At 56.1% G+C, this 24,654-nt stretch carries 29 protein-coding genes, 1 pseudogene and 2 riboswitches; of the genes and pseudogenes, 20 read left to right on the forward strand and 10 right to left on the reverse strand.

Features of this window, described 5'->3' with window-relative positions:
• Positions 1–136: 136 nt before the first annotated feature.
• The 5 genes from ACTHO6_RS12000 (at position 137) to ACTHO6_RS12020 (ending at position 5,477) form a co-directional block, all read left to right on the forward strand.
• Positions 137–1,864, forward strand: coding sequence for a methyl-accepting chemotaxis protein (locus ACTHO6_RS12000; RefSeq protein ID WP_440241794.1), 1,728 nt, complete (start codon positions 137–139; stop codon positions 1,862–1,864).
• Between the two features lie 173 nt (positions 1,865–2,037).
• Entirely contained in the window at positions 2,038–2,769 is a 732-nt protein-coding gene (locus tag ACTHO6_RS12005) for a ZIP family metal transporter (RefSeq protein ID WP_440241795.1), read from the forward strand.
• 116 nt (positions 2,770–2,885) lie between these two features.
• Complete coding sequence (gene motA / locus ACTHO6_RS12010) at positions 2,886–3,701, forward strand: flagellar motor stator protein MotA (protein ID WP_440241796.1); 816 nt, start codon at positions 2,886–2,888, stop codon at positions 3,699–3,701.
• A complete protein-coding gene (motB, locus tag ACTHO6_RS12015) occupies positions 3,694–4,503 on the forward strand; it encodes a flagellar motor protein MotB (protein WP_440241797.1) in 810 nt (269 codons plus the stop codon). Before motA ends, motB begins: the two co-directional genes overlap by 8 nt.
• 164 nt (positions 4,504–4,667) lie before the next feature.
• A complete protein-coding gene (locus ACTHO6_RS12020; RefSeq protein WP_440241798.1) occupies positions 4,668–5,477 on the forward strand; it encodes an alpha/beta hydrolase family protein in 810 nt (269 codons plus the stop codon).
• A gap of 38 nt (positions 5,478–5,515) precedes the next feature.
• Here ACTHO6_RS12020 and ACTHO6_RS12025 read toward each other — a convergent pair whose 3' ends face one another.
• A complete protein-coding gene (locus ACTHO6_RS12025) occupies positions 5,516–5,977 on the reverse strand; it encodes a low molecular weight protein-tyrosine-phosphatase (RefSeq protein WP_440241800.1) in 462 nt (153 codons plus the stop codon).
• A 203-nt stretch (positions 5,978–6,180) separates the two neighbouring features.
• Positions 6,181–6,285, forward strand: a riboswitch (guanidine-I (ykkC/yxkD leader).
• 113 nt (positions 6,286–6,398) lie between these two features.
• Here ACTHO6_RS12025 and ACTHO6_RS12030 point away from each other — a divergent pair.
• From ACTHO6_RS12030 to ACTHO6_RS12040, 3 genes are all read left to right on the forward strand, one after another.
• A complete protein-coding gene (locus ACTHO6_RS12030) occupies positions 6,399–6,752 on the forward strand; it encodes a DMT family transporter (RefSeq protein ID WP_440241801.1) in 354 nt (117 codons plus the stop codon).
• Positions 6,749–7,063 (forward strand): DMT family transporter, encoded by a 315-nt coding sequence (locus ACTHO6_RS12035; RefSeq protein WP_440241802.1) that lies wholly within the window; start codon positions 6,749–6,751, stop codon positions 7,061–7,063. The genes ACTHO6_RS12030 and ACTHO6_RS12035 overlap by 4 nt, the downstream gene beginning before the upstream one ends.
• A 96-nt stretch (positions 7,064–7,159) precedes the next feature.
• Positions 7,160–8,137, forward strand: coding sequence for a cation diffusion facilitator family transporter (locus tag ACTHO6_RS12040; RefSeq protein ID WP_440241803.1), 978 nt, complete (start codon positions 7,160–7,162; stop codon positions 8,135–8,137).
• Positions 8,138–8,218: 81 nt separating this feature from the next.
• Here ACTHO6_RS12040 and ACTHO6_RS12045 read toward each other — a convergent pair whose 3' ends face one another.
• The 4 genes from ACTHO6_RS12045 to ACTHO6_RS12060 all read right to left on the reverse strand — a co-directional run bounded on the left by ACTHO6_RS12045 (position 8,219) and on the right by ACTHO6_RS12060 (position 11,736).
• Positions 8,219–9,559 (reverse strand): hemolysin family protein, encoded by a 1,341-nt coding sequence (locus tag ACTHO6_RS12045; protein WP_440241805.1) that lies wholly within the window; start codon positions 9,557–9,559, stop codon positions 8,219–8,221.
• 231 nt (positions 9,560–9,790) lie between these two features.
• A complete protein-coding gene (locus ACTHO6_RS12050; protein WP_440241806.1) occupies positions 9,791–10,906 on the reverse strand; it encodes a site-2 protease family protein in 1,116 nt (371 codons plus the stop codon).
• Positions 10,907–10,969: 63 nt separating this feature from the next.
• The gene (locus tag ACTHO6_RS12055) at positions 10,970–11,272 is read right to left on the reverse strand and encodes an iron-sulfur cluster biosynthesis family protein (protein WP_440241807.1); all 303 of its coding nucleotides are present in this window, start codon (positions 11,270–11,272) and stop codon (positions 10,970–10,972) included.
• A gap of 110 nt (positions 11,273–11,382) precedes the next feature.
• Positions 11,383–11,736 (reverse strand): DUF3905 domain-containing protein, encoded by a 354-nt coding sequence (locus tag ACTHO6_RS12060; RefSeq protein ID WP_440241808.1) that lies wholly within the window; start codon positions 11,734–11,736, stop codon positions 11,383–11,385.
• Positions 11,737–11,916: 180 nt separating this feature from the next.
• On the opposite strand from ACTHO6_RS12060, the gene ACTHO6_RS12065 reads away from it, so the two are divergent.
• On the forward strand, positions 11,917–12,753 hold the full coding sequence (locus tag ACTHO6_RS12065) for a glycosyltransferase family 2 protein (protein ID WP_440241809.1): 837 nt from the start codon (positions 11,917–11,919) through the stop codon (positions 12,751–12,753).
• 25 nt (positions 12,754–12,778) lie between these two features.
• Here ACTHO6_RS12065 and sspK read toward each other — a convergent pair whose 3' ends face one another.
• Positions 12,779–12,910, reverse strand: coding sequence for a small acid-soluble spore protein K (gene sspK, locus ACTHO6_RS12070; protein WP_063230518.1), 132 nt, complete (start codon positions 12,908–12,910; stop codon positions 12,779–12,781).
• 97 nt (positions 12,911–13,007) lie between these two features.
• Here sspK and ACTHO6_RS12075 point away from each other — a divergent pair, with 97 nt between their 5' ends.
• From ACTHO6_RS12075 to ACTHO6_RS12125, 11 genes and pseudogenes are all read left to right on the forward strand, one after another.
• A complete protein-coding gene (locus ACTHO6_RS12075) occupies positions 13,008–13,283 on the forward strand; it encodes a DUF3886 domain-containing protein (RefSeq protein ID WP_440241810.1) in 276 nt (91 codons plus the stop codon).
• Complete coding sequence (locus tag ACTHO6_RS12080; protein ID WP_440241811.1) at positions 13,283–13,429, forward strand: hypothetical protein; 147 nt, start codon at positions 13,283–13,285, stop codon at positions 13,427–13,429. Before ACTHO6_RS12075 ends, ACTHO6_RS12080 begins: the two co-directional genes overlap by 1 nt.
• A gap of 50 nt (positions 13,430–13,479) precedes the next feature.
• On the forward strand, positions 13,480–13,656 hold the full coding sequence (locus ACTHO6_RS12085; protein WP_440241812.1) for a hypothetical protein: 177 nt from the start codon (positions 13,480–13,482) through the stop codon (positions 13,654–13,656).
• 218 nt (positions 13,657–13,874) lie between these two features.
• Positions 13,875–15,224: pseudogene (locus ACTHO6_RS12090) on the forward strand (glucose-6-phosphate isomerase); the annotation flags it as partial.
• A gap of 21 nt (positions 15,225–15,245) precedes the next feature.
• Positions 15,246–15,464: an excisionase family DNA-binding protein gene (locus ACTHO6_RS12095; RefSeq protein WP_440241869.1), complete on the forward strand. Its 219-nt coding sequence runs from the start codon at positions 15,246–15,248 to the stop codon at positions 15,462–15,464.
• A gap of 79 nt (positions 15,465–15,543) precedes the next feature.
• A riboswitch (TPP riboswitch) is annotated at positions 15,544–15,660 on the forward strand.
• A gap of 170 nt (positions 15,661–15,830) precedes the next feature.
• Positions 15,831–16,967: a glycine oxidase ThiO gene (thiO, locus tag ACTHO6_RS12100; protein WP_440241870.1), complete on the forward strand. Its 1,137-nt coding sequence runs from the start codon at positions 15,831–15,833 to the stop codon at positions 16,965–16,967.
• A 79-nt stretch (positions 16,968–17,046) separates the two neighbouring features.
• Positions 17,047–17,919: a hypothetical protein gene (locus ACTHO6_RS12105; RefSeq protein WP_440241813.1), complete on the forward strand. Its 873-nt coding sequence runs from the start codon at positions 17,047–17,049 to the stop codon at positions 17,917–17,919.
• A 151-nt stretch (positions 17,920–18,070) separates the two neighbouring features.
• The gene (locus ACTHO6_RS12110; protein WP_440241814.1) at positions 18,071–18,469 is read left to right on the forward strand and encodes a YugN family protein; all 399 of its coding nucleotides are present in this window, start codon (positions 18,071–18,073) and stop codon (positions 18,467–18,469) included.
• A gap of 171 nt (positions 18,470–18,640) precedes the next feature.
• Entirely contained in the window at positions 18,641–19,090 is a 450-nt protein-coding gene (locus ACTHO6_RS12115) for an NUDIX domain-containing protein (protein ID WP_440241815.1), read from the forward strand.
• 103 nt (positions 19,091–19,193) lie between these two features.
• The gene (locus ACTHO6_RS12120) at positions 19,194–19,991 is read left to right on the forward strand and encodes an NAD kinase (RefSeq protein WP_440241816.1); all 798 of its coding nucleotides are present in this window, start codon (positions 19,194–19,196) and stop codon (positions 19,989–19,991) included.
• 25 nt (positions 19,992–20,016) lie between these two features.
• Complete coding sequence (locus tag ACTHO6_RS12125; RefSeq protein WP_440241817.1) at positions 20,017–20,736, forward strand: MOSC domain-containing protein; 720 nt, start codon at positions 20,017–20,019, stop codon at positions 20,734–20,736.
• A 149-nt stretch (positions 20,737–20,885) separates the two neighbouring features.
• Here ACTHO6_RS12125 and ACTHO6_RS12130 read toward each other — a convergent pair whose 3' ends face one another.
• The 4 genes from ACTHO6_RS12130 to ACTHO6_RS12145 are packed head-to-tail and all read right to left on the reverse strand — an operon-like array spanning position 20,886 to position 24,573.
• Positions 20,886–21,389: an N-acetyltransferase family protein gene (locus tag ACTHO6_RS12130; protein WP_440241818.1), complete on the reverse strand. Its 504-nt coding sequence runs from the start codon at positions 21,387–21,389 to the stop codon at positions 20,886–20,888.
• Positions 21,390–21,431: 42 nt separating this feature from the next.
• Positions 21,432–22,163 carry an exonuclease domain-containing protein gene (locus ACTHO6_RS12135; RefSeq protein ID WP_440241819.1) on the reverse strand — a complete coding sequence of 244 codons (732 nt, stop codon included), beginning with the start codon at positions 22,161–22,163 and terminating at the stop codon, positions 21,432–21,434.
• Between the two features lie 12 nt (positions 22,164–22,175).
• On the reverse strand, positions 22,176–23,345 hold the full coding sequence (locus ACTHO6_RS12140; RefSeq protein WP_440241820.1) for a DUF294 nucleotidyltransferase-like domain-containing protein: 1,170 nt from the start codon (positions 23,343–23,345) through the stop codon (positions 22,176–22,178).
• The gene (locus ACTHO6_RS12145; RefSeq protein ID WP_440241821.1) at positions 23,239–24,573 is read right to left on the reverse strand and encodes an ammonium transporter; all 1,335 of its coding nucleotides are present in this window, start codon (positions 24,571–24,573) and stop codon (positions 23,239–23,241) included. Before ACTHO6_RS12145 ends, ACTHO6_RS12140 begins: the two co-directional genes overlap by 107 nt.
• Positions 24,574–24,654: the final 81 nt, after the last annotated feature.

Here is a 24,654-nt window from a genome sequence, read left to right on the forward strand (position 1 = left end):
CAGGAGCAATCGATCTGGCAAATATTCTGATAAAACTGGTGAGCGTACCATTTTCGGTCGGGCATGTTTACCTGGAAAATGAAAAGGGAATATGGTTTTAGCGATATCCTATCAAGTCGAGAAGAGTGGTGTTTGTATGAAATGGACGATCGGAAAAAAACTGGGCTGCGCGTTTGCCCTGATTCTCGTGGTGATCGCCTATATGGGGGCCATGAGTACATACAAGACAAGCCAGATTAACAGCAAAGTGGAAGAAATGAAGTCTGTTTGGCAGCCAGGCATGGAAGAAATCCTGAAAATCAATTCGACGCTGGAAACGATCTATGGCCTGAATCAGACGATCTTGAGCGCCGAATCGATGGAAGAGAAAAACAACTTTGCCGGACAAATCGAAGAGAGCTTCGTCTATATCGACGGATTGCTGGCCAGCTATGAAAAAACGATTGTCAATGAAGAGGCTCGCAAACATTTCGAAGGCTTGAAGGAAGCGATGAAGCAGTACGAGAGCTTTAACCAGGAATTTGTGGAACTCGGCAAAAAGCTGGACATCAAGCGCGGAGCGACGCCGGAAGAGCTGGCGGAGCTTCAGCGTGTGCGGCAAAAGGCGACCGAGCTGTTCGTGGAGCGCAAGAAGCACATCGATGCCCTGATCGAGTTCAACAAAATGGGAACGGAGCGGGCAGGCAGGGAAAGTACCCAGCTCTATGCGGCTCTCATACGGGACAATCTTCTCACCCTCGCCGTCTCCATCGCAGGATGCTTGCTGTTGGCTTTCTGGCTGACGAGAAGCATTCGCGGTCCCGTCCTGCGTCTGGTGGCCGAAATGAAGGAAGTGGCGGAAGGAAATCTGCGCGGGGAGCGGCTGGTGGTCAAAAGCCGGGATGAGATTTTCGATTTGGCGAATTCCTTCAACGCGATGACGGACAGCCTCAAAGGGGTGATTCGTCAGGTTGGCGAAACCTCCGAGCAGGTAGCGTCATCGGCGGAGGAACTGATGGCAAGCGCAGAACAGACGAGCCGGGCGACCGAGCAGATCGCGGTTACGGTACAGGAGGTTGCGGCAGGTACGGAGCGGCAGGTCACGAGCGTGGGGCAAGGAGTCAAGGCCATTGAAGACATGTCCCGGGGCATACGCCAGATTGCGGTGAACGCCCAGCAGGCGTCCAGCATGGTCGTTCAGGTGGCGTCGATGGCAGGAGACGGCAACCAGTCCATCCAGGCAGCGGTCGAGCAAATGAATGCCATCCACGATTCGATACGCGAGCTGGCCGGGGTAGTCGATGGACTGGGCAATCACTCCCAGGCGATCGGGCAAATTATCGAAGTGATTACCGGTATTGCCGAACAGACCAATCTGCTTGCCCTCAATGCGGCGATCGAGGCAGCGCGCGCAGGCGAGCACGGCCGGGGCTTTGCCGTCGTGGCCGACGAGGTGCGCAAGCTGGCCGAGCAGTCGTCCCAGTCGGCGCAGCAGATCGGGCAGCTGATTCAAACCATCCAGGCGGATACGAAGCTCGCTGTGGACGCGATGGAGTCCGGAACGAAGGAAGTGCAAGAGGGCATTCTCGTGGTGCATCATGCGGGAGAAACGTTTGGACAAATTCAAAGCTCGATCACAACGGTGGCAGACCAGATCCAGGACGTGTCGGCGGCAGCTCAGGAAGTATCCGCGCACTCCGAGCAAGTGGTACAAGCGATCGAGCTTGTCAGCGAGGTGTCGGGGATCGCTGCCGAAGGTACGCAGAACGTTTCCGCCGCTACGGAGGAGCAACTGGCAGCCATGGAGGAGATCACTTCTTCGGCGACAGCCCTCTCCGACATGGCCGACGAGCTGCAGCAGATGATCAGCCGATTTAAAGTGTAAGACGGGCCAGGCTCGGGGAACATAGAAAGCCAGTAACGAAACGCCAGAATTTCTGGCGTTTTTTTCATGGGGCCGGCAAGGGCAAGTTTTTAACATGTTTCGCCTGTTTTTCTTATAAGCTACAGGAGGGACAATCTTGCGCGACAACATATACGACTCGTGGAGGAACTTTCATGGAACAGCTTTTGATGGGGAGCTTTCTGTCCGCGATGGCAACGGGTGTCGGGGCTTTGCCCATTCTTTTTTTTCGCATGGTCACGCACCGTTGGCGGGATATTCTGCTGGCCTTTACCGCTGGCATCATGGTGGCGGCAGCGACGTTCAGCCTGATTCCGCAGGCGATGTTCAACGCCCCGTTCATGGTCGTCTGTCTGGGGGTGCTCACCGGGACGCTTTTTCTCACCGTTCTGGAGAGCGTGATTCCCCATATCGATCTGGAGCACACAAGGGTCAATATTGCGATGGACTCGCAGGCGGTGCTGATTTTGATGGCGATTACCTTGCACAATATTCCGGAAGGGCTGTCGGTCGGGGTGAGCTATTCAAGCGAGCAGCCGGGGCTTGGCGGCTTGATTGCGTTTGCCATTGGCCTGCAAAACGCGCCGGAAGGTTTTCTGGTCGCGCTTTTTCTGCTGAATCAAAAGGTCAGCCGCTTCAAAGCTTTTTTCCTGGCGACGATGACGGGAGCGGTGGAAATCGCCTCGGCGGTTTGCGGCCATTACCTCACGGCTGTCGTCAAAGGGCTGGTGCCGTACGGGCTTGCGTTTGCGGCAGGCGCGATGCTGTTTATCGTCTACAAGGAGTTGATCCCGGAAAGCCACGGGGACGGGCACGCGCGCTCCGCCACTTTTTCGTTCATCGTGGGTCTTTTGGTCATGATCGGACTGGTGCAGTTTTACGGATGAGCGGGGGTTTTTTGCGAAAGAAGGCGGAATTTCTGCAACTACCCCTCACAAAAGCGGGAAAAAAAACCGAAACCATAATATAGATAGATTCGATTATGGTAATAGGGAGTGTCACGATGGAAAAGTCTACCTTGATAGGTATCGTACTAGGTATTGTTGCAGTGTTGGTCGGGATGGTCTTGAAGCACGCAAGTCTCGCGGCCCTGCTAAATCCGGCAGCGTTCATGATTATCATCGTAGGTACGATCGCCGCCCTTTTCAATGCATTTCCCATGGCGGAAATCAAAAGGATTCCTGCCCTTTTCAAGGTTATTTTTAGCGAGCAAAAACTCCCTGCCAAAAGGGAATTGATCGGTCAGTTTATGAACTGGGCTTCCATCGCCCGCCGCGAAGGCTTGCTCGCGCTGGAAAACACGTCCGATGAGATCGAGGACCCTTTTCTGCGCAACGGCATGAAGATGATTATCGACGGGGGCGAGCCGGATTTCGTCCGCGATGTGCTCAATGAGGAAATTCACGCCATCGAGGAGCGCCACCAGGCTGGCGCGCTTGTGTTCAGCCAGGCGGGCAGCTACGCTCCGACCCTCGGGGTACTCGGAGCGGTCGTCGGTCTGATTGCGGCGCTTGGCAACCTGAGCGATATCGACGCACTCGGGATTTCCATTGCGGCTGCGTTCGTGGCGACCTTGCTCGGTATTTTCACCGGGTATGTGCTGTGGCATCCGTTTGCTACCAAGCTGAAACGAAAATCCAAGCAGGAAATCGAGATCAAAAAAATCATGGTAGAAGGACTTCTTTCCATCCAGGCCGGTGTTTCGCCGGCTGCTATTGAGCAGAAGCTCCTGGTGTACATCCCGTACAACGAGCGCGTCGAGATGAAGGAAGAAATCAAGGAAGAGAAGAGGGAGGAAGGAGCGGCGGTAAATGGCTAAGCGACCAAAGAGACATGCTCAGCATGAAGAGCATATGGACGAGTCTTGGCTGATTCCGTACGCGGACTTGCTCACCCTCTTGCTCGCTTTGTTTATCGTGTTGTTTGCCTCCAGCGAAATGGACGCCAAGAAGTTCGACCAGATGGTTCGCTCCTTCAACGTTGCGCTGAACGGCGGAGTGGGCGTGCTGGACCAGCCAAGCCCGGTTCCGCTTGACCCGAACATGATGCAGCAAACGATACATAAAGGCGCTCAGGAAGCGGAAAGGCAGAAGACGGAAGAAGAGAAGAAGCTGGAGGAAGCGATCCGCAAAGAGACGGAGGACTTGAAAAAGCTGCAAACCCAGCTGGAGGGCTACATTCAGCAAAACCAGCTCCAGGACAAGCTCCAGACGAAGCTGACGGAAGAAGGGCTTTTGATTACGATTTTGGATAACGCCTTGTTTGACTCCGGCAGCGCCGTGCTGAAGCCGGAAGCGAGAAAGCTGGCGAGCGAAATGGCCGCGATGCTCGTTCCTCATCCGAAGAAGGTGACCGTGACCGGACACACGGACAACGTGCCGATTCATCGCCCCGAATTCCCGTCCAACTGGGACCTTTCCGCGAAGCGCTCCGTCAACTTTTTGAAGGTGCTTCTGGAAAACAAAAACCTGGACCCGACCAAATTCAGCGCAACAGGGATGGGCGAGTACCATCCGGTCGCGCCGAATACGACCGCGGAAGGCCGGGCGAAAAACAGACGGGTAGAGGTAGCGATCTTGCGCGATCTGGCCTCGCCGCCGAAAAACAGTATCCAACCATAAGCACAGCAACCAAAGAAGGATAGCGCCGGACCGAGGTGCTATCCTTTGTTATGGAAAGGGCGCTTTCTGCCGTGTCGCTCTTGACATTTTCGCGAAAACAGGGGATAATAAAGTTAATAACAAAGTAAACTACTCGGAATACTCAAGTAAAAGAGGTGAGTTCTTTGGAACGGACTTTGCACATTTCAAGCGATACCGTTACGCTGACGGCTACGCTGCATGAGCCGGAGCAGCAAACCGGCAAGACGGTTTCCAAATACCCATTGGTGGTGATCTGCCATGGCTTTATCGGCAGCCGGATTGGCGTCAACCGCTTGTTTGTAAAGGCTGCCAGAGAGCTTGCTGCTCACGGATTTGGCGTATTGCGTTTCGATTATGGCGGCTGCGGCGAGAGCGACGGCGACTACGGAGCGGGCGGGCTGGATGTGCTTTTGAAGCAGACGCGAGATGTCCTCGATTACGTTGCAGGGCTGGAGCATGTCGATCAGGAGCGGATTACATTGCTTGGACATAGTCTTGGCGGAGCCGCTTCCGTCTTGACGGCAAGCCAGGACAAGCGGATTCACTCGCTGGTGCTGTGGGCTCCGGTAGCGCAGCCGTTTGACGATATCGTGCGGATTGTCGGGGAAAAAGAATACCAGGATGCGCTCGTATTCGGGAGCACGGATCACAACGGCTATTTGCTCTCCGGACGGTTTTTTCAGTCGTTGAGCGGGGGCCAACCGTTGCGCCATGCCAAGCAGTTTGAAGGAGATGTCCTGATTTTGCACGGCAATCGGGACGATGTCATCCCTGTCGATGCGATGTTCCATTATGAGCGGGAGCTGCATTTGCGCAGAAGAGGCACGTGCGAAACCGAAGTGATTGTAGGCGGGGACCATACGTTTTCCTCTGCGGACAGCTACAGCAAGCTGATTGGCAATACGGTAAGCTGGCTGGGACGGCTGTGGGAGGAAAAGACACTGGCCGTATAACCGTATCAAGAAAGAAAGGGGATGCCCAGAGAAGCGGGCTATCCCTTTTTGCTTTTGATTTCTGCCAAAAGCCCGCGGCAACCGGCTTCCACCAGGTCGTAGACGTACGAGAAGCGTCCCGTGTAGTAAGGGTCCTCTACGTTTTGCTCCGGGACGTCGTGGGCGAAATCGAGCAGGCGGTACACGTTTTTGCCTGCGGGAGCCATTTGCCTGAGGGCTGCCAAATTTTCATCATCCATGCAGACGATGTAGTCGTACGCGGCAAAATCATCGCGGCTGATCTGGCGGGCGCGCAAGGTGTCGTGGGCGATGCCTTTTTCAGTCAAAACCTTTTGCGTGCCTTTGTGCGGCGGCTCGCCGGCATGCCAGCCGCCAATTCCCGCAGAATCAATGGAAATCTCCCCGGTCAAGCCTTCCTGCTCCACAAGGTGGCGAAAAACGGCTTCCGCCATGGGAGAGCGGCAAATATTGCCCAGGCAGACAAACAAGACGCTGGTCATCGGTTTTTCTCCTCCTCCCTCTTCGGATCGTTAGGGGACGATCCTTCTGTATGCTAGAATAGCACAAGAAGCTGTGTTTGAAAAAAGTCCGAGCGCAGGCTGGACTAGCTCCAGCTCAGCTCGCGGGTGCGTGTCCTGCCCTTGCGAACATCGTCCCCCGTTTGCTACAATAAGAGCCAGTTACCTCATGTTCCAATTGCATATATGGCGTTTTCTAGGGTTCCGCGGTCACGAGGCTGGCCGGACTGGACCGAGAGAAAACACACGGCCTAAGGTCGTGTACACGGAGGGATAAAAGCCCGGGAGAATATCTGTGACGGTATTCGCCCGCGGCTTTTTTTGGTTGTGGGAAGCAAAGGATTCGGATGAAGCTGCACGCAAGCGGTTCTTGGGGAAACGATAGGCAAAAGGAGGAATGGCGGTGGGAAAGAACTGGCTTTTGGTTGTCATCGCTGCTTTGTTTGAGGTGATGTGGGTGGCGGGCTTGAAGCACGCCGACAGCTTTTGGGAGTGGCTGCTGACCATTGTGGCCATCCTGGTTAGCTTCGCGACACTGATCTACTCGGGCAAAAGGCTGCCGACGAGCACGGTGTACGCCGTCTTTGTCGGACTGGGGACGGCCGGTACGGTGATGGTCGAGATGGCCGTTTTTCAGGAGCCGTTCAGTTGGATCAAGGTAGGGCTGATTGCCCTTTTGCTCATCGGCATTATCGGGTTGAAGCTGGTCACGCATGAGTGTGAGGGAGATGCGCACAAGGAGGGGGACGTCGCATGACCTGGATGGCTTTGATTGTTGCCGGACTGTTTGAGGTAGTAGGGGTCATGGGCATTTTGCAGGTGAACCGAAAACCGTCGCTGCGCTCCTGGGCGGTGCTGCTTGGCGGATTTTCGCTCAGCTTTTTCCTGCTGTCTGTGGCGATGCGCGAGATTCCGATGGGGACGGCGTATGCGGTCTGGACGGGCATCGGCACGGTGGGAAGCGCCCTCGTAGGCATGCTGTTTTACGGAGAGCCAAAAGACGGGCTGCGCCTGCTGTTCATCGGGCTGGTCATCGTGTCGGTAGCGGGCTTGAAGCTGCTGGCGTAAAGGCACCATTTTCCTTTTTGTGGAAAGTGGCAATGGTTCTTCCCAGGGCATAGTAAACAAGGAACAGGATTTTCTTCGAGGGGGATACATGTCGGCATGAGCTCTTTGTGGGCAACGCTACAAAAAGGAAACACATCTTCGGCTACGGCCGCCCTGGGCAATTTGGGTCTGGCGATTGTCAAAGGGGTTGCTGCTGCGTTTAGCGGCAGCGGGGCCATGTTTGCGTCGGCGATGCACTCGATTGCCGATGCGGTGAACCAGGGCTTTGTTTTTTTCGGCAGCGTGCTGGCGGAGAAGAAGCCGACGCCACGGTTTCCGACCGGTTTTGGCCGCGTCATCAATCTGTTTTGCATGGTCGCGGTCATCGTCGTGACGATCATGGCGTACGAGACGATCATGGAAGGCTTCCATCTGCTCAAGGAGCCGGCGCATGCCAGCCACTTTTGGCTTAATTTTATCATTTTGTTCCTGGCGATTGTCGTCGACGGCTTCGTGCTGGTCAAAGCGATGAAAGAGATCGTCCACGAAACCCGCGTCGACGCGAAGGGCTGGGCGATCGTTCCTGCTGCTTTTCGCCATGTGGGGCGGGCGGCACCTCCTACGCGCCTCGTCTTTTACGAGGACATCGTGGCGACGACAGGCGCGGTATTGGCCTTGATCGCGGTATTGGTTACGCAGTTTACGACCTTTGCCCTGTTGGACGGCATCGCGACGATCCTGATTGGCATTTTGATGGTCGGGGTTGCGTTCAAGGTCGGGTACGACAACATGGTCGGGCTGATCGGCGTGGCGGCTCCGAAGGAAGTGGAGGAGCGAATCGCCGCCATCATTTTTGCCGATCCCGATGTAGTCGATATCAATCGGTTGCGGATTGTCCAGGAAGGACGCTTTTACCATGTGGAGTGCTACGTGGAGCTGCGGGCGGGCCTGACGCTGGCGGTAGCAGACGATATCAAATACCGCATTCGGGACAGTCTGCTGACCGATCCCGACGTCAGCGACGTGACGATGGGCATTCTGGAGGACAACGGCGTAAGCGACTGGGAACGGCCGATCCTCCTGAAACCGACCTGATCCGTGGGTTCATCCGGAAAAAAATCCCCTCACCTTGCATCAGGTGAGGGGATTTCGTTAGGAGTAGCGCCGGGCAGGCAATCAGGAGACGGTCAGAAGCTCCTCCGATTGCTGGGTTTCGCCGCTTTCGATCGGCGTAATCAGCACCCGCGTGACGCGGTGATTGTCCATCTGCTTGACGGTAAACAAATGATTCTCCCATTCTACCGTAGCGCCCACCGCAATATCTTCTTCCAGTTGGCTGTACAGCCATCCGCCAATCGTGTCCACATCCTCCGATTCCAGCTCGAACGGAAGGTGGTCGTTCAAGTCGGAGAGCATCAGCATACCGGATACGGAAAGGCCGTTTTCCAGCTTTTCGATCTCCGGTCTTTCCTCGTCGAACTCGTCCTGGATATCGCCGACGATTTCCTCCAAGATATCTTCCATGGTTACCAGACCGGCTGTACCGCCGTACTCGTCGATGACAATCGCGAGCTGCGAGCGTTTTTTCTGCATCAGCCGCAGTACGGTACTGATCTCCATTGTTTCCGGAACAGTCAGAACCGGGCGGAGCAGCGTATTCAACTCGACATGGCCGTCCTGCAACGCGGCGAGATAAAAATCGGTCGCATGGACGAACCCGATGATGTTGTCTTTGTCCTCATCCGCTACAGGGAAACGGGTGTGGCGCTGGGTACGAATGATCTCCAGGTTCTCTTCAAACGTATTCGTGCTATATAAACAAACCATATCAATGCGCGGGATCATCGCTTCCCGGGCAAGGGTTTCGGAAAAGTCAAAAACATGTTCCACCAGCGCCAGCTCGGTTTGATCGATATGACCGCTTTGGTGGCTCTGGTTGACGAGAATGCGAATCTCTTCTTCTGTATGAGCCGCTTCATGCTCCGAAATGGCTTCGAGGCCGAAGCGTTTCATCAGGGCGTTGGCTGTTCCGTTCAAAAACCAGATGGCCGGGTAAAGCAATTTATAGAAAAACATCAATGGCGCGGCAACCCACAGCGAAGTCATTTCTGCTTTTTGAATGGCCAAAGATTTCGGCGCCAGTTCACCCAGAACGATGTGCAGGAAGGTAATGATCGCAAACGCAATACCAAAAGAGATCGCAGAAATCAGATAGTCCGGCATTCCTGTGGAACCAAGAAGCGGTTCGACAATCATGTGGGCGATAGCCGGTTCCCCGACCCACCCCAGTCCGAGCGAGGCGAGAGTAATCCCGACCTGACAGGCAGACAGGTAGCCATCGAGCTTTTGCGTTACTTTTTGGGCGTAAACGGCACGTTTGTTTCCTTCATTCACCATTTGCATCAGGCGCGTTTGCCGCACCTTGACGAGGGCGAACTCAGCGGCGACGAAAAAGCCGTTGAGAAAAACAAGAAATAGGACAAGCAGCAGGTTGAGCACTATCGGGACGGTGTCCAAGTAAAAATTCATCCTCTCTGGAATAGTATGAATGTACACTTCCATTTTACTCGATTTGGCGACATCTCTCAAAAGCGATATAGCACCGTAGCAGGCGTTTCTGCCCCCTTGCTGGGGAAGAGCGACCTTCAGGTGTTCGTAGCGCACGATTTTGCGCCCACAGAAGGCCGCAGAAGGTCACAGATGGTCAAACTTCCAGTCCGGGCAGGCCGGACGCTGGGAAAAAGCGCGTTATCCGTGCAAAATCTGCTGTCCGTACACGAAGAAGGCCGACAGGACAGCGGCCAGTCCCAGATAGGCAACAAGCACTTTCCACTTCGTGGCGGCAGGCGCTACATAGTACGTCGTCAGTCGGTGCATCTGTTCTTCGACTTCCGCCAGTCGCTGGCGAGCCGCTTGCTCGGCCTCGCGCAGCACTTCGGACGGGGCAGGGCGCAGCGGGTCCGAATCGATGAACAGGACCGGCTCACGCTCCCATTGCTTGAACACTTCCCATTTTCTGTTCAGATACACCTTGTCCAGTCGCGTCTGGTCGCGGATCAGTCGCTTGTCGTCTTGAAGAAACGGGAGCAGAAAGCCTTTGTCCGGCTCTGCCTGATTGATTGCGGTCACCTCTTCGTTCAGGCGGACGCGCGTATCCCAGGTTGATTCCAGCTCGGGCCATGTCGCGATGCTCTGCAAAAAGTCGGCGATTTTTTCCCGCTCGTACTGGAGTATCTGATGCTGGTAGCTTTCCCGCAGTCGGCTCCACCAGGTAATCAGGCCGATGATGAAGATCAGCACCATGATCGGTCCCGGTTTGGCAAACAGCATGATTCCCAGTCCGACCAGTCCGAAGAACCAGATTTTCGTGGACAGCACAGAGACGATCCGCCCGCCATCGAGCGGGGAGACAGGCAACAGATTGAACAGGTTGAGCAGGGCGCCGAGGTAGATGACCAAGGCCCAGAACGGGTCCTGCGTCCACCAGTACAGCGGCAGGGCAGGCAAAAAGGCGATCATGCCGGCAAGCGGTCCGCCGTAGGCCAGATAGGCTTCCGTCTTGGCATCGCGCGGCATGTCTTTCATGGCTATAAACGCACCCGCAAACGGGATGAAGACGGCTGGCGAAGTCGCAATGCCTTTGCGTTTGGCAGCGATGACGTGCCCCATCTCATGGACGAAGATCAGGTAGACGAGCGCCACGGCGAACTTCCAGCCGTAAAACATGGCGTACGCCCACACGCTGATAACCATCGACAACAGGGTCGTGCCGAATTTGGAAAACTTGAGGATGCCGATTAGCCATTTGAAATTGGCCAGCAGGAAGGCACCGATGGCCAAGAGGACCGAACCACTTTTTTTCATGAAAAGCTCCTCCCCTACGTCATGGCAGTCTTTCATTCATACGGACGGTGCCCGGGAAAGTTTCTACTGGTCCGAAAGACGCGGATTCGAGAAGCGAAAGCCGTACTCTCCGTATGTAGGATCATAGCCAAGCTGACCGCCGTCGAAATACCAGAAATCGGTGGGGCGGATCACAAAGCGCAAGCCTTCCACTTCGAAAACGGCGTCACCAGGCATGGCTTCGTCTTTTTCAATCGCATAAAACAGTCCGCCTGTTCCGGGCCCGCTTGTCCGAACGTACAGCCGCAGCGTATCTCCGGGGCGAAACTCGGAATATCGTTGGTAGGCGAGAGAGAATGCAGGCTCTATCGCAAGTGTGATGCTCATGGGCAAGCTCCTTTCCATCTCTTCAAAGCCCATTGTAACATACAAACCGAAACCGCCCATTCGGTTGGCCTGTCTTTTCCGAATGGGCGGTCATTTTTCACAAGAAGCGGTTAATCCTTGCCTTTGCTGACGTCTTTCGTCGGATGCATGAAGCGGGCATGGCTGATCGGTTTGTCCTCCAACAGCTCCTTGTTTTCGTAGGAGTTCCAGCCGATGTCATTGGTGGGATGCACCCATTGGTCGCCTGCCATGATCGAAGGATCGGTGTCTGTGCTCCAGTTGTGCAACGGGGACTCTTTGGACTCGTACTGGCTGTCTCCGATCACCACGCCGAATTCATTGACAAAAGGCGGCTGGATCGTGCGGGACGATTTTTTGTAGTCGGGCGCGCTGATCTGATGCGGCAAGGTTCCATCGAGGGAAATATCCTTCGTCTGCTCGTTGTTTTTCTGGTCGTTGTCCATCCGTTGGACCTCCTTTATCCACACAGCCGGTATGTTTGCCAGCGAGGCATGCTCGTTTTTAGCATGCATCAGTCGGATTTCCCTTATACGGCGAGTACGGCGAGCGGCGCAACAAGCGTATCACCGACGCCCAGCCCAAATCGGCACGAGCTGCATATGCTACAAAAAGGGGGAGATTCGATGCTGACCAGTGTCGTTATTCCTGCCAAAAACGCTGACGATCAGCTGCTGTACACATTGTTCGGCTTCAACCTGCAATACTGCGCCTTCGAAGAGTTCGAGGTGATCGTCCTGGACAACGCCTCAACGGATGCGACGAGAGAAAAGCTGTCGCAATTTACCGCCCATTTTCCGTTGAACTACGTACGGTTTCGGGCCAAAAAAACGCTTGCTCACCTGCTGAACACAGGGGTCCAACTGGCGCGCGGCGAACTGATCGTCTTCCTCGCGGCCCAGTTGATCGTCCCCCGCAGCTTTATCGGCGTGCATCAGCAGGCCCATGAAAAGTCGCGCGACCTGGTCTTGCTCGGGCAGGACCGGAAGCGAATTTATTCGGTGTATGAGCCGGGCTTCAGCGCGACCCAGCATGCGGAGTGCCAGCTCTGGCTGGAGCAATACCCGCATGTGAAGCGGCCGCATACGCTGGGGGAATCAGTCCCTCTTCTGGAAGAGAGCCAGATTGTAAACGGCTTGCCTTTTCGCATCGGTTTGCCCTGTCCGGTCGCGCAAAAGCGGCTGGCTATTCGGGAGAAATACGGGGCGAAGCTGGCGCGGCACCGATCGCCGTGGACACTGTTTGACATCGAGCACGTCTCGTTGCGTCGGGAGAGCCTGGCAAAAGCAGGGGCTTTTCGCGAACTGCCGCGGATCGAGATGGAACGGGATTTCGGCAAACGGCTGCGCAAAAATGGCTGCCCATTCCAGCTGGACGATAAGCTGACGCTATTGAAGCAGGAGTACGTGCAAAAAAGGCTGGGCACAAGCGGCCCGTCTTCCAGAAAAAACCGCCGGGCGTAACCATCCCGGCGGTTCCCTTTTGTGTCTAACGGTTTTCTTTTAACCGCTCTTGTGGTTCACTATTGATGGAACCGTTGGAACGGATGGCTTCCGACTGGGCTTTGGGGCCACGGATTTCTGCGGTTTTTCCGAAGTCTTTTGCTTTATTGCGTACCATGTCTCGTCCTCCTCTTCATGCGAAGCGTAAAAGTAGTATGACCCAAAAAGCGCTGGAGAATGGGCGTGAATTCGATAGGGAAAGGATGGTAGTTCACATGGCGAAGAAAAAGCAAAAACAGCAACCGCAACGGCAAAACCCGGATACAGCGACAGAAGCGAAATCTTCTCTCGGCAGCCTGAAGGATCTGGTGAATCCGGATGCATGGGCCAAGCTGAAGCAGCTGGAAAAAGACATGAAATCCGAAAGCGAACGCAAGGCGAAGGAAGCGGCGGAGCAAAAGCGTCGCGAACAGGAAGAGCGCGAGCGCAACAAAAGCTTTGCGGAACTGCTGGAGGACTATGAGAAAAAGGGCGGAGGCAAGTACAGCTGATGCGCGAGGAACGTCAGACAGGCCGACCGGATACATCGAAAAACGGCCTGATGAAAAAACGACAGCTTGCACTCAAGGATGAGGCGATCAAGCAGCGCGGCCGGCAAGTTCTCGGCCGTTTGGGGAAAAAGCAGTCCAAGGAGTGATTTTTTCCCCTTCTTCCCCATATAGCTAGGAGAGGGGAAGGAGGGAGATCATGGGGACAATCCTGCTCCTGCTCAGTCTCCTCTGTGTAGCTGTAGGCACCTGGAAGCTGAGCGGTATCTACAAGGCAGACAAGACGGACAGCAAAACGCTCTGGTGGACGGTCGCGAGTTTCGGGATTGCGCTGTTTTTTCTTTTGAAACTGATGACAGATACGTTTCCCACATAAGCATGCACCTGTGGCCGCAAGCTGCACAGGTGCATGTTTTTGTACCGAGAAACAGTTCTTTTTCGACAGCGAGGTGTCGATATTCGCGATAACCGGGGCCATTTGTCGCGAATTTTTCCCGATTGGCTCGCATTTTGTGATGTTTTGACTAAAAGCAACTTTCTGGCTGGTGGCGTGATAAGATAAGAGAATAGATGACGTTCCTTGGGAGGGGAGCCATGAACCAAGCCATACGATTTGATTACTCCAATGCACGCGCCTTTGTGAGACAGCATGAATGGGAGCAGCTTGCCCCGGCGATCGGGCAGGCGCATGAGATGTTGCACAAAAGAACGGGGCCAGGCAGAGACTATCTCGGGTGGGTGGATTGGCCACAGAGGTACGACCGCGTCGAGTTCGAGCGGATTCGCCAGGCCGCGGCACGTATCCAGGCTGATTCAGATGTGCTTTTGGTAATTGGAATCGGGGGTTCATACTTGGGGGCGAAGGCTGTACTGGACATTTTGGGCCACAGCTTTTACAATTTGCTGCCGAAGTCGAAGCGGCGTTTTCCGGAGATTTATTTTGTCGGAAACAATATCAGCCCGGTTTATATCTCTCATCTGATGGACGTGCTGGAAGGAAAAGACGTGTCCATCAATGTCATCTCGAAGTCGGGCACGACCACAGAGCCCGCGATCGCTTTTCGGCTGTTGCGCACCTGGCTGGAGAACAAGTACGGCCGCGAACAGGCGAGGAAGCGCATCTATATTACGACGGACAAAACGCGTGGCGCCTTGAAAAGGCTCGCGGAAGACGAAGGGTACGAAAGCTTTGTCATTCCGGACGATATCGGCGGACGTTTTTCCGTCCTGACCGCAGTCGGGCTTCTGCCCATAGCCGTGAGCGGAGCCGATCTGGACGCGCTGATGAAGGGAGCGCAAGACGCGAGCGAGCGCTACATGGTGATGGATTTGCACGAAAACCCGTGCTACCAGTATGCGGCGATTCGCAATGCCCTGTACCGCAAAGGCAAGACCGTAGAGCTTCTGGTCAGCTACGAGCCGCAGTTCCGCTTTTTTGCGGAGTGGTGGAAGCAGTTGTTCGGAGAGTCGGAAGGAAAGGACGGCAAAGGCATTTTCCCCGCGTCGGCGGAGTTTTCCGCGGACCTGCACTCGTTGGGGCAGTACATACAGGACGGCATGCGGCACTTGTTTGAAACCGTCGTGACCGTGAACAAGCCCGCTGTCGACATCACCGTACAGGAGGACCCGCTCGATGTCGACGGGCTGAACTTCTTGTCCGGCAAACGGATGGGGTTTGTCAATAAAAAGGCTTTCGAAGGAACGGTACTGGCGCACGTGGACGGCGGCGTACCGAACCTGCTTGTGGAGATGCCAGAGGCGACTGCGTATCATCTCGGTGCCCTGATCTACTTTTTTGAAAAGGCATGCGGGATTAGCGGCTATCTCTTAGGCGTCAACCCGTTCGATCAGCCAGGGGTGGAGGCGTACAAAGCCAACATGTTCGCCCTTCTGGGAAAACCTGGATTCGAGCGGCAGAAAGCGGAACTGGAGGCAAGATTGCGCGAGAACAAGACGTATTTGACCGTGGAGGAAACAGCGGCGTATTTGGAGCTTCCCGAAACGTTTATTTTGGAGAAAATTCATCAGGGCAAGATCCGTGCCCTCCACGACGGCAACGAGTACATCATTAACAAGGAACAGTTCAATCACCATCTGGAGGAGCTGCGCAAGCTTCGCGAGTTCGAGGAAGCGGCGCGTCACGAAACGGTTCCGGAAAGCTACGATGTGAAAGACGAAGATTAAGAGCAGAGGGAAGCGCGGAAGCATCTTGTCAGGTCACTGCCAAGAGGACTATACTTGGTAGGGAAACGAAAAGAAAAGATCAAGCAACTCGGGGAGTCCTTCATGCGGGGCTGAGAGGATGGGAGCATACGACCATCGACCCATTGCACCTGATCCGGATCATGCCGGCGCAGGGATACGGTTGCCGGCAAACAGCGCTTTTTCCTGGTTTCTATGCGTATGAAGCCCACCTTTTCCTTGCAAAGGAGAGGGTGGGCTTTCTTTATGGAACGGTCCATCGCGGGATTTTTGTCAGGGGCTTTGGCGAAAGCTGCGGTGCAGGGCGAGCGGCCCCGACCAAATTGCAACAGCGAGGAGAGAGAAACAGTGAGCGATTGTCTCATAGTGGGTGGAGGAATCATCGGATTAAGTCTGGCCTATGAGTTGTCACGAAGAGGATACAGCGTCACGCTGGTGGAGCAGGGAGAGTGGGGCGGACAGGCGTCCTCCGCTGCGGCGGGGATGCTTGCGCCATTGAAGGAATTTGCCTCCCCAGGCCCGATGCTCAATCTGGGCATGACTTCGCTGTCCTATTACCCGGAGTGGGCAGCCGAGCTGGAGGAGTTTACCGGAGGGGACGTACAGCTTAGCCTGGACGGACTGCTTACGGTGGCACTCAACGATGACGAGCAGGCGCAATTGGAAGCGAAGTACCATTGGCAAAAAGCAGCGGGGCACAGCGTCCACTTTTTGACAGAACAAAAGCAGCTGGCTGAGGTGGAGCCGCTTCTGACCGAACAGGCGCAGGCAGCCATCTACTCTCCGTACGAAGGACATATCAACAACCGCATGCTGCTGCGCGCTCTGGTGACAGCGTGCCGCCTGCAGGGTGTCGCGCTGCACGCAGGCTGCGTCGTGAGCGGCATTGCCGTAAAAGGCGGTCGGGTAGTCGGCGTGGAGAGCTCGCTCGGGCCGCTGCGGGCGGAGCAGACGATCATCACGTCAGGCGCTTGGGCGGGCATCATGCTGGAAATGCTCGGCGTTTCCATTCCGGTTCGCCCGGTTCGCGGCCAGATCGCGGCCGTATCCTCCGCAGGCATCCCGCTGCGCACGGTGATTTTTGGCACATCGGGCTACATTACCCCGAAAAAGGACGGGAAAATCGTCATCGGCGCGACGGAAGACGAAAGCGGCTTTCAGCGCGAAGTCACCATGGCGGGCTTGGCCAGCATCCTGAACGGCGTTATGCCGTATGTCCCGGCTTTGCACAGCGCCGCTTTTCTGGAGGCGTGGGGCGGACTGCGGCCAGCTACCGCCGATGGCAAGCCGCTGCTTGGTTCCGTGCCCGGCTGGGACGGGCTGTCGATTGCCGGAGGGCATTTCCGCAACGGTATTCTGCTGTCCCCGGTCACAGCCAAATGGATGGCCGACTATCTGGAAAATGGCGATACGGAGCGGCTGGCACCGTTTTTGCCTTCCCGTTTTCTGGCGGGAACAGACGAAGGGCAGCGCAAAATGGGCTAGTCTCATCGGCAAACCGGTACACCTCCCCATGGGCTCTTGTATATGGTAATAAAGAAACACCAGAAGGGGAGGAGTTTCCATGCAGTCTGAAAAAAACCTGTACCAGGCTGACGTCCAGATGGTCAGCCTGATAAAGGATATGCGCGAAAATGTGCACAACATATGCAAGGAACACGTCGAGAAAAAGGTGCGCATCGAAGCGATTGACGGCCAGATTTTTGAAGGGGTGATCGTCGATTTTGACGATCAGAACGTATACGTGGAAGTAGACGATCCCAATGCAGAAGAAGACGACTATGAGTTCGAAGAGGTAGCCAGCCGAAAGTCGCAGGGAGACTGGGGCATGTACCCGGACTGGACTCCCTACGGCTATCCATATGGCGGATACCAGCCGTTCGGCGATGTCAGTCCGCTTGGCAGCAGCAGCCAGCCGAATCGACCTCCTGCTGGTCAAGTCAGCCCTTACGCGGATGAGTGCTATCCATACGCTCCGATCAGCCCATTCGGCAGCCCGAACCAGCCATATGGGCAGGTAAGTCCGTTCGGCAGCCCGAACCAGCCATATGGGCAGGTAAGTCCGTTCGGCAGCCCGAATCAGCCGTATGGGCAGGTAAGTCCGTTCGGCAGTCCGGGCCAGCCGTATGGGCAGGTAAGCCCGTTCGGCAGTCCGGGTCAACCGTATGGGCAGGTAAGCCCGTTCGGCAGTCCGAGCTTTCCGTACGGACAGGTGAGTCCGTATGGAGAGGGCGCTCCTTATGCCGGCTATCCACCGTACATGGCGCCGTTTGCCCCGTACCCGCCCTACCCGCCTCAGCCGTTTTACCCGTATCCGCCGCCGCCACCTCCGGCTGCCGTCGTCGTGCCGAGGAAAAAACGCCGCCGCCCGTGCCGACGAGGCAAAAGAATCATTCCGCTCGCCTTGTTTACGCTTTTGACGATCGCGCTGCTCTAAAACCTGAAAGCATAGAGCTACCAAGCCTCTTGCCATCCGCAATTCCGGCAGCGAGGCTTGTTGCTCGTTTTGCTAGCCTTCGCCTGTGAGTACAACCTGCCGTTTTGGCGCACACTATCCGTAGTATGTGACGAAGGCAGGGGATAAGATCATGAAGAAAATCCACAGCAGCTTACCAGGGACGAAGGCGACGTTCGGTTATTTTCGCGAGTCGCTGGAGCCGCATTTTACGCTGGCGAACTGGGATTACGAGCACGGCTATTTCGACCGTGCCCTGGACGACAAGAACACCGTGTACCTTCGCCTCCCGGTAAAAGTCTTGCAGGGCGAGCTTGACAGCCCCGACGCGTGGCTGGAGCTGGGCGAACCGTTTGTGTTGCGCCACGTCTACAACACAGGCGTAGAGGAAGAGATCGGCTACTACGCCCCCGTCGCTTCAGCCGTGATGAACCAGTTCCAGGAGCCGCTCGACAAAGATGCCGAGATCGACCCCCGCTGGATTCGCAAGGCCGAGGCCATCGTCAAGGAGTTGGAGAATCGTCTGGAGTGAAAAGCGGGCCTTGGAGCAGGCCTGCTTTTTTGTTTTGCCGCGCTTTGCGAACCCGTTGGAAAAAATTTTTTTTTTTCCTGTCAGTCAGGTACGATTTTCCTACCAGCAGAATTGACAGACCCGAGACACCGGTGAAAAACAACGCCCAGTCAGGAGACAGGAGGCGACAGCATGGCATGGTACCATGCGATAGGAAAATGGTATTGGAAAATCCGCAAGCCGCTCACTCTCGGAGTGCGCCTCATCGTGGCTGACGAACAAAAAGGCGTCCTGCTTATTCGGCACACCTATGTATCCGGCTGGTACCTGCCCGGCGGCGGAGTCGAAAAAGGAGAATCGTTCTGGGAGGCAGCCCGCCGAGAGCTGCGGGAAGAATGCGGCCTCGTAGCAGGCGAACTCAGGCTCTGTCACCTGTATTACAGCGAACGGGAAGGCAAGCGCGACCACATCGCCCTGTTCCACGCCTGCCAAATCCAGCCCGGGACAGGCAAGATCGACGTCAATGAAGTCCGGGACATGCGCTATTTTTTGTGGGACCAGCTCCCGGATGACATGACCGCCTCGACGCGAAAGCGGTTAGCAGAATTTTGCGCCCAATCTTTCCGCGAAGAGCGATGGTGAGACTCGGCCGTTTCCATGCATCTCCTTTTCCCATGTGGTATAGTGAGATCAACAAACGAGCGTGCTTAACCGCTTCGAAGGATAAAAGTGAGGGCAGACCAGCATGAAGATTGCAACTGTACTGCGAAATGACGATTATACGCGGGAAGTCGAACATTTATTGAAGGAAAAGCTGCGGGAGGCGGGCAGTTCGTACACGTTTGTGAACGGAACAAAGACCAAGCCGGACATGGTGCTCTCCATCGGCGGGGACGGGACGCTGCTGGAGGCTGTGCATCAATACGGCATGGAGCCTGCCTATGTAGGAATTCATACGGGACACCTCGGCTTTTACGCCGACTGGCGGCCGGAAGAACTGGATGAGTTCGTCGATCGGCTCTTGCATGCGGAACCGGCGATCGTCGAATATCCGACGGTTCAGTGCCGAATTGACACCGCCGACGGCCGGACATACGACAAATGGGCCCTGAACGAATTGGTCTTGCGCAACGCGTCCCTCTCGACACTGGTCGCGTGCGTCTATATTAACGGGGACGAACTGGAGACGTTTCGCGGCGACGGGCTGATCGTTTCCTCGCCATCGGGGAGCACCGCCTACAACAAAGCTGTGGACGGCGCAATCGTGCATCCGTCCATCGAGGCAATCCAGCTGTCCGAAATCGCTTCCATCAACAACCAGGCGTATCGGACGATCAACAGCTCGCTCGTTTTGCCCAAGCATCACGAGGTCGAGCTGATCGTCATGAACCCGGAAATCATGATCGGCCTCGATCGCGAGCAAGGGGTGTGGAGAGGCGTGCGCTCCATTACGTGCCGCGTCGGGCAAGGCAAAGTCAAATTCGCCCGCTACAAGCGACTGACGTTTTGGAGCAGGGTGCGCAATTCGTTTATCAAAGGGTAGAGGCTCTTCCAGGGAGAGGATATGGGTGAAAAAGATTGGGACATTGCAAAGCCTGTTTCGCCATCCGGTAAAAGCGATGCGGGGCGAGCAGCTGACGACGGCGGAGGTCGACGCTTTCGGCCTGTACGGCGATCGGGCGTATTTCTTTCTGGACGACTCGCGCGGCGGAAAATATTTGAGCGCAGACGTCGTGCCGGCGATGCTCGGCTACCATGCCAGCATGGGGGAAAAGACGAGCGAAGAAGCATACCCCAAGGTTCGGATCGAAGCGCGTGACGGCAGCGTACATACGTGGGGAGAGTCGCTGTTCGCCCATGTCGCAGAGACAGCGAAAAGAGCGGTGACGCCGATGCGCAGTCTCCCGATAGAGGGTGGAAAAAACTGGGAGGATCACATTCTTTTGGTGACGGACGCCTCCCTGCGCGAGCTGGCACGGGTGATCGGCAGCGACTGGATTGACCCGAGACGTTTTCGCGGAAACCTCATCGTTGCGCTGGGAGAAGACGAACCGTTCGCAGAAGACAAATGGCTGGGCAAAAAGCTGCAAATCAACGATGTTACCCTGCAGGTTACCAAGCATTGCGAGCGTTGCATGTACGTGAACATCGACCCGGATACGCTGGAGAAGAACCCGGCTGTGCTGAAGGCATGCGTGAAGCGCCACGAAAACCATTTCGGCGTGTACGCCTCTGTGGTGGCGACAGGGACGGTGTCGCAGGGCGACGAGGTGTTTATTCTGGAGTAGGCAAAAAGGAGAGGCAAGCTGCTTCTGCCTCGGCAACTGGCTCGTGGAGTGCGAAGGATGACCGTGATGAATCCTGTAGAATCAACAAAGCCGACAATCCGCATGACAGCGTGGATTGCCGGCTTTTGTGCGTTCGCGCCGGGGAAGCTTCACGCTTCTTTTCCCAGCATCAATTGATAAAAATACACATCGTGCCACTCGTTGAATTTGAAGCCCACCTCCCGGAATGTTCCCGCAAGCGTAAACCCGAACTTTTCATGAAGCCGCACGCTCGCCTCGTTTCCACCCGTAATGCCGCTGATGACCGTGTGGTAGCCGAGCTGTTTGGCCCGCTGCAAGATGTCGCTCATCAAGGCCGTACCGACACCGCGTCCCCGCTTTTGCGCATCAATGTAGACAGACAGCTCGACGGTTTTGCTGTACGCCGGCTTTTCGCGAAAAGGGGAAAGGCAGCAATAGCCGACCACTTGCCCGTCCGCCTCGGCGACCAGCAGCGGATGAGCTTTCGTGTGCTTGTGAAACCAGACTTCGCGCTGGGCCAAACTCTGCGGCTCCAGGTCGAAAGTTGCAGCCAGATGGGCAATCGCATGGTTGTAAATCGCCAGCATGGCAGGTAAATCGTCCAAAACAGCTTCCCTGATTTGCAGCAACATCAGACCGACTCCTTCAAAATCAAACAGCGATTCCTCGCCTTTCTACCGCAGCGCCTCGTACACCTCCCGAAGAGTGGTGTATCCGGCCTGCTGCGCTTTTGTCAAATACTTCGCCCACAGCGTCCCGGCGGCCACGGCATCACAGTAGGCGTGGTGCCTGTGCGAGATCGGGATGCCGTGCTGGGCGCAGAGGGCGTCCAGCGAGCCGTTGCCGACCGGGTTGCTCAAGAGCCGAATCAAAAGCATCGTGTCTAGCACCCGGTGCGTCAGCGGGCGCCGGCTTGTTTTCCAGAGGGCGGAGCGGAAAAATTCGCGCTCATGCCGGGAGTGGTGGGCGACCAGCGGACGATCTCCGACGAAGCGGAAAAAACCCGAAAGAGCTTCGAGCAGATCGGGGGCGTCTGCCGTCATATCGTCGGTAATCCCGGTCAGCGAGCGGACGTGGGGCGGGATCGTCCGCCCCGGATTGACCAGTGTGTAAAACGAATCCTCCAGCAGTTTTTCCCCCCGCATGGCAATCGCTCCGATCGAAATGATGGCGTCACCGTGATCGGGGTAAAAGCCCGTCGTCTCCAAATCGACGACGACTACCTCCAGATCGGCAAGCGGTATGTTTTCGCTGGCATCCATGTGCCTCGCTTCCTTGGAGAGGGAGCGAAGGTAAGCCTGATGCTGTTTGTCGTCGCTGCCCAGCCCCCACTTCCAGTCGCCCGGCACCCCTGCCATCGCGCGATTCATGTTCCACAAGCGGCCGATGAAGTCCCATTTTGCCAAACGCGTCTCCTCCTATCCCCGAATGGTGGACGGGAGCTTTGCCGTCATTTTTTGCAGCCGGATGGCCAGCTTCATCGCTTCGCGCACCTGGACGATGGAATCAGGAGACAGCTTGTCGAGCTTGATGTAGCTGTTGCTCGCGTAGTGGCCGTCCTCCCAGTGCAAGAGGGCGGTCAGGCGCAGTCCCTGGATCAGCCGGAAATGCGCGGCGACTTCATCGCAAAAGCTGTTGCTCCACACGCCTTTTTCCGCCAGCTCGCCCAGCCGCTCAAGCGTAGAGCTGACGAAGATGCCGTGCGCCAGAGCGAAATGCCGCACGCAGTTAACGATCGGCAAATAGACGCCGTACTTGATGTTGATCGCTCCGCGAAACCGTCCGGTGACTTCGGGCAGCACTCTTCCGAACAAGCCGAGCGGCACGCGGTAATGCAACGTGTTGCTGACCAGCCGATCGAGCAAAAACGGATTGCTGGCCAAAAGCTGCCGGAAGCGATCCAGAACGGGGGCGAAAATCGCCGATTCCCCGTACAGCACGCGCACGTCGCTGGCGAGGAGCAGATAGCGGGCATTTTCCCAGATCGGGTGGGAGATCCATCTGTCCAGCTGGTCGCTCCATTGCGCGACGCTGCCGCGCCATCGTGGAGAGAGGCAGGTGACGTTGCCCTGGCAAGGCGGATAGCCGACTTCCTCCAGACCGGACACGATGGTTGCGGCCAGCAGTTGAAAATAGCCGTGAACCCGCTCCTGCTCGGCTTCGGTCAGGTGCGCGGGAATTTCATAGACAAGCCCGTTGTCCTGATCGCTGACGATGGCCTGCTCGAAGCGCCCGCCGCTGCCGAATTGCAAAAAGGCAAACGGGACGGGCGGCGTGCCCACCCCTTGTTTAGCCAGAGCGTCTACGGCAAGCAGAATGCCCTGGCGGATAAGGTTATCGTGAATCAAGTTCACTACGATGGAAAAAGGAGCCATTTCCCCTGCGCGGTTCAATTGGCGCAAGGGAGCCGTATCAAGCAATTCCTGGCGAAGCTGCGCAAGCGCGGCAAACGATTCTACCTGCCGGATACGCGCTACCTGCTCAGGTGAGAGTGTGAGAGGTGCCGCTTTGCGGGGATGCAGCGGGTCGTATGCGCTCAGGCTGGAGTAGTTCGGGATAACCGTATCCCCCATGTTCGCTAAGGTCAAGGCCAACCACCTCTTCTTCTTCTGTGACGCGGAGTCCGATCGTCGCTTTCAGGATGGATAAAATGATGTAAGCTACCACGAAGACATAAGCCATGGAGCCTGCGAGGCCAAGCGCCTGTACCCCCAACTGATGCAGGCCGCCGCCGTAAAACAGTCCGGCGCCGCCTACCCCGACTTTTTCCGCCAGCTCAGGCGTAGCGAACAGGCCCGTAGACAGCGTGCCCCAGATTCCGGCTACGCCGTGAACGGAAAAGGCAAACACAGGATCATCAATACCGATGCGGTCAAACCAGATAGATGTATAGAATGTGAGAATACCTGACACACCGCCGATGACGACAGCAGCCCAAGGCTCGACGAATGCGCACGAAGCGGTGATGGCGACGAGAGCGGCCAGGACACCGTTCAGCATGCTCGGGATGTCGGCTTTGCCCATCACGATCCAGGAAATGGCGAGGGCGGCGACAGCGCCCGCTGCGGTAGCGAGATTGGTCGTCACGGCGACATAGCCGAAAAAGCCGGAGGTGCTGCCGAGTGTGGAGCCTGCGTTGAAGCCGAACCAGCCGATCCACAGAAACAGTACGCCGAGTACAGAGTACACCTGGTTGTGGCCGGGGATCAGATTGGAGCTGCCGTCACGGTTGTACTTGCCGATGCGCGGCTTCAACAGAACGGTAGCGACGAGGGCGACGATGGCGCCTTGCAGATGGACAACCGTCGAGCCGGCGAAGTCTTGCATGCCAAGCTGGGCAAGCCAGCCGCCACCCCAGACCCAGTGGCCGACGACAGGATAGATGAGGACGGTAAACAACACGCTGAAAATGAAGTAGACGGACAGCTTGGCACGCTCGGCAAAACCGCCCCAGGCGATCGCCAGCGAAACCGCTGCGAAGGCGAGCTGGAAGAGGAAAAGAATCGAGATCGGAACGGTAGCGGCAGAAAAGGCGGAGAAGGCACCCTTTTGCAAGCCGTCGAAGAAGAAGCCGGACAAGCCGATGAAGGAGTTGCCGTCCCCGAAAGTCAGGCCGAAGCCGAACGCCCAAAAGGCGATGGAGCAAATGCCGAAGGTGAGGACGGTTTTGCCTGCGACGTGCCCGGCGTTTTTCATCCGGGTCGATCCGGCCTCAAGCAAGGCAAACCCCACTTGCATGAGAATGACCAAAATGGCCGAGATCATGACCCATGTGGCATCAATGGCAGACGAGAGTTCAGTGAGAGTCGGTTCCATTCATTCCACCCCTTTTGTGTCAGGTATTCTGACATCGTTTTTATTTATGTCAGATTATATGACGCAGAAAAACGAAATGCA

Source organism: Brevibacillus sp. SAFN-007a (assembly GCF_051967035.1).
In the GTDB taxonomy this organism is placed as follows: Bacteria; Bacillota; Bacilli; order Brevibacillales; family Brevibacillaceae; genus Brevibacillus.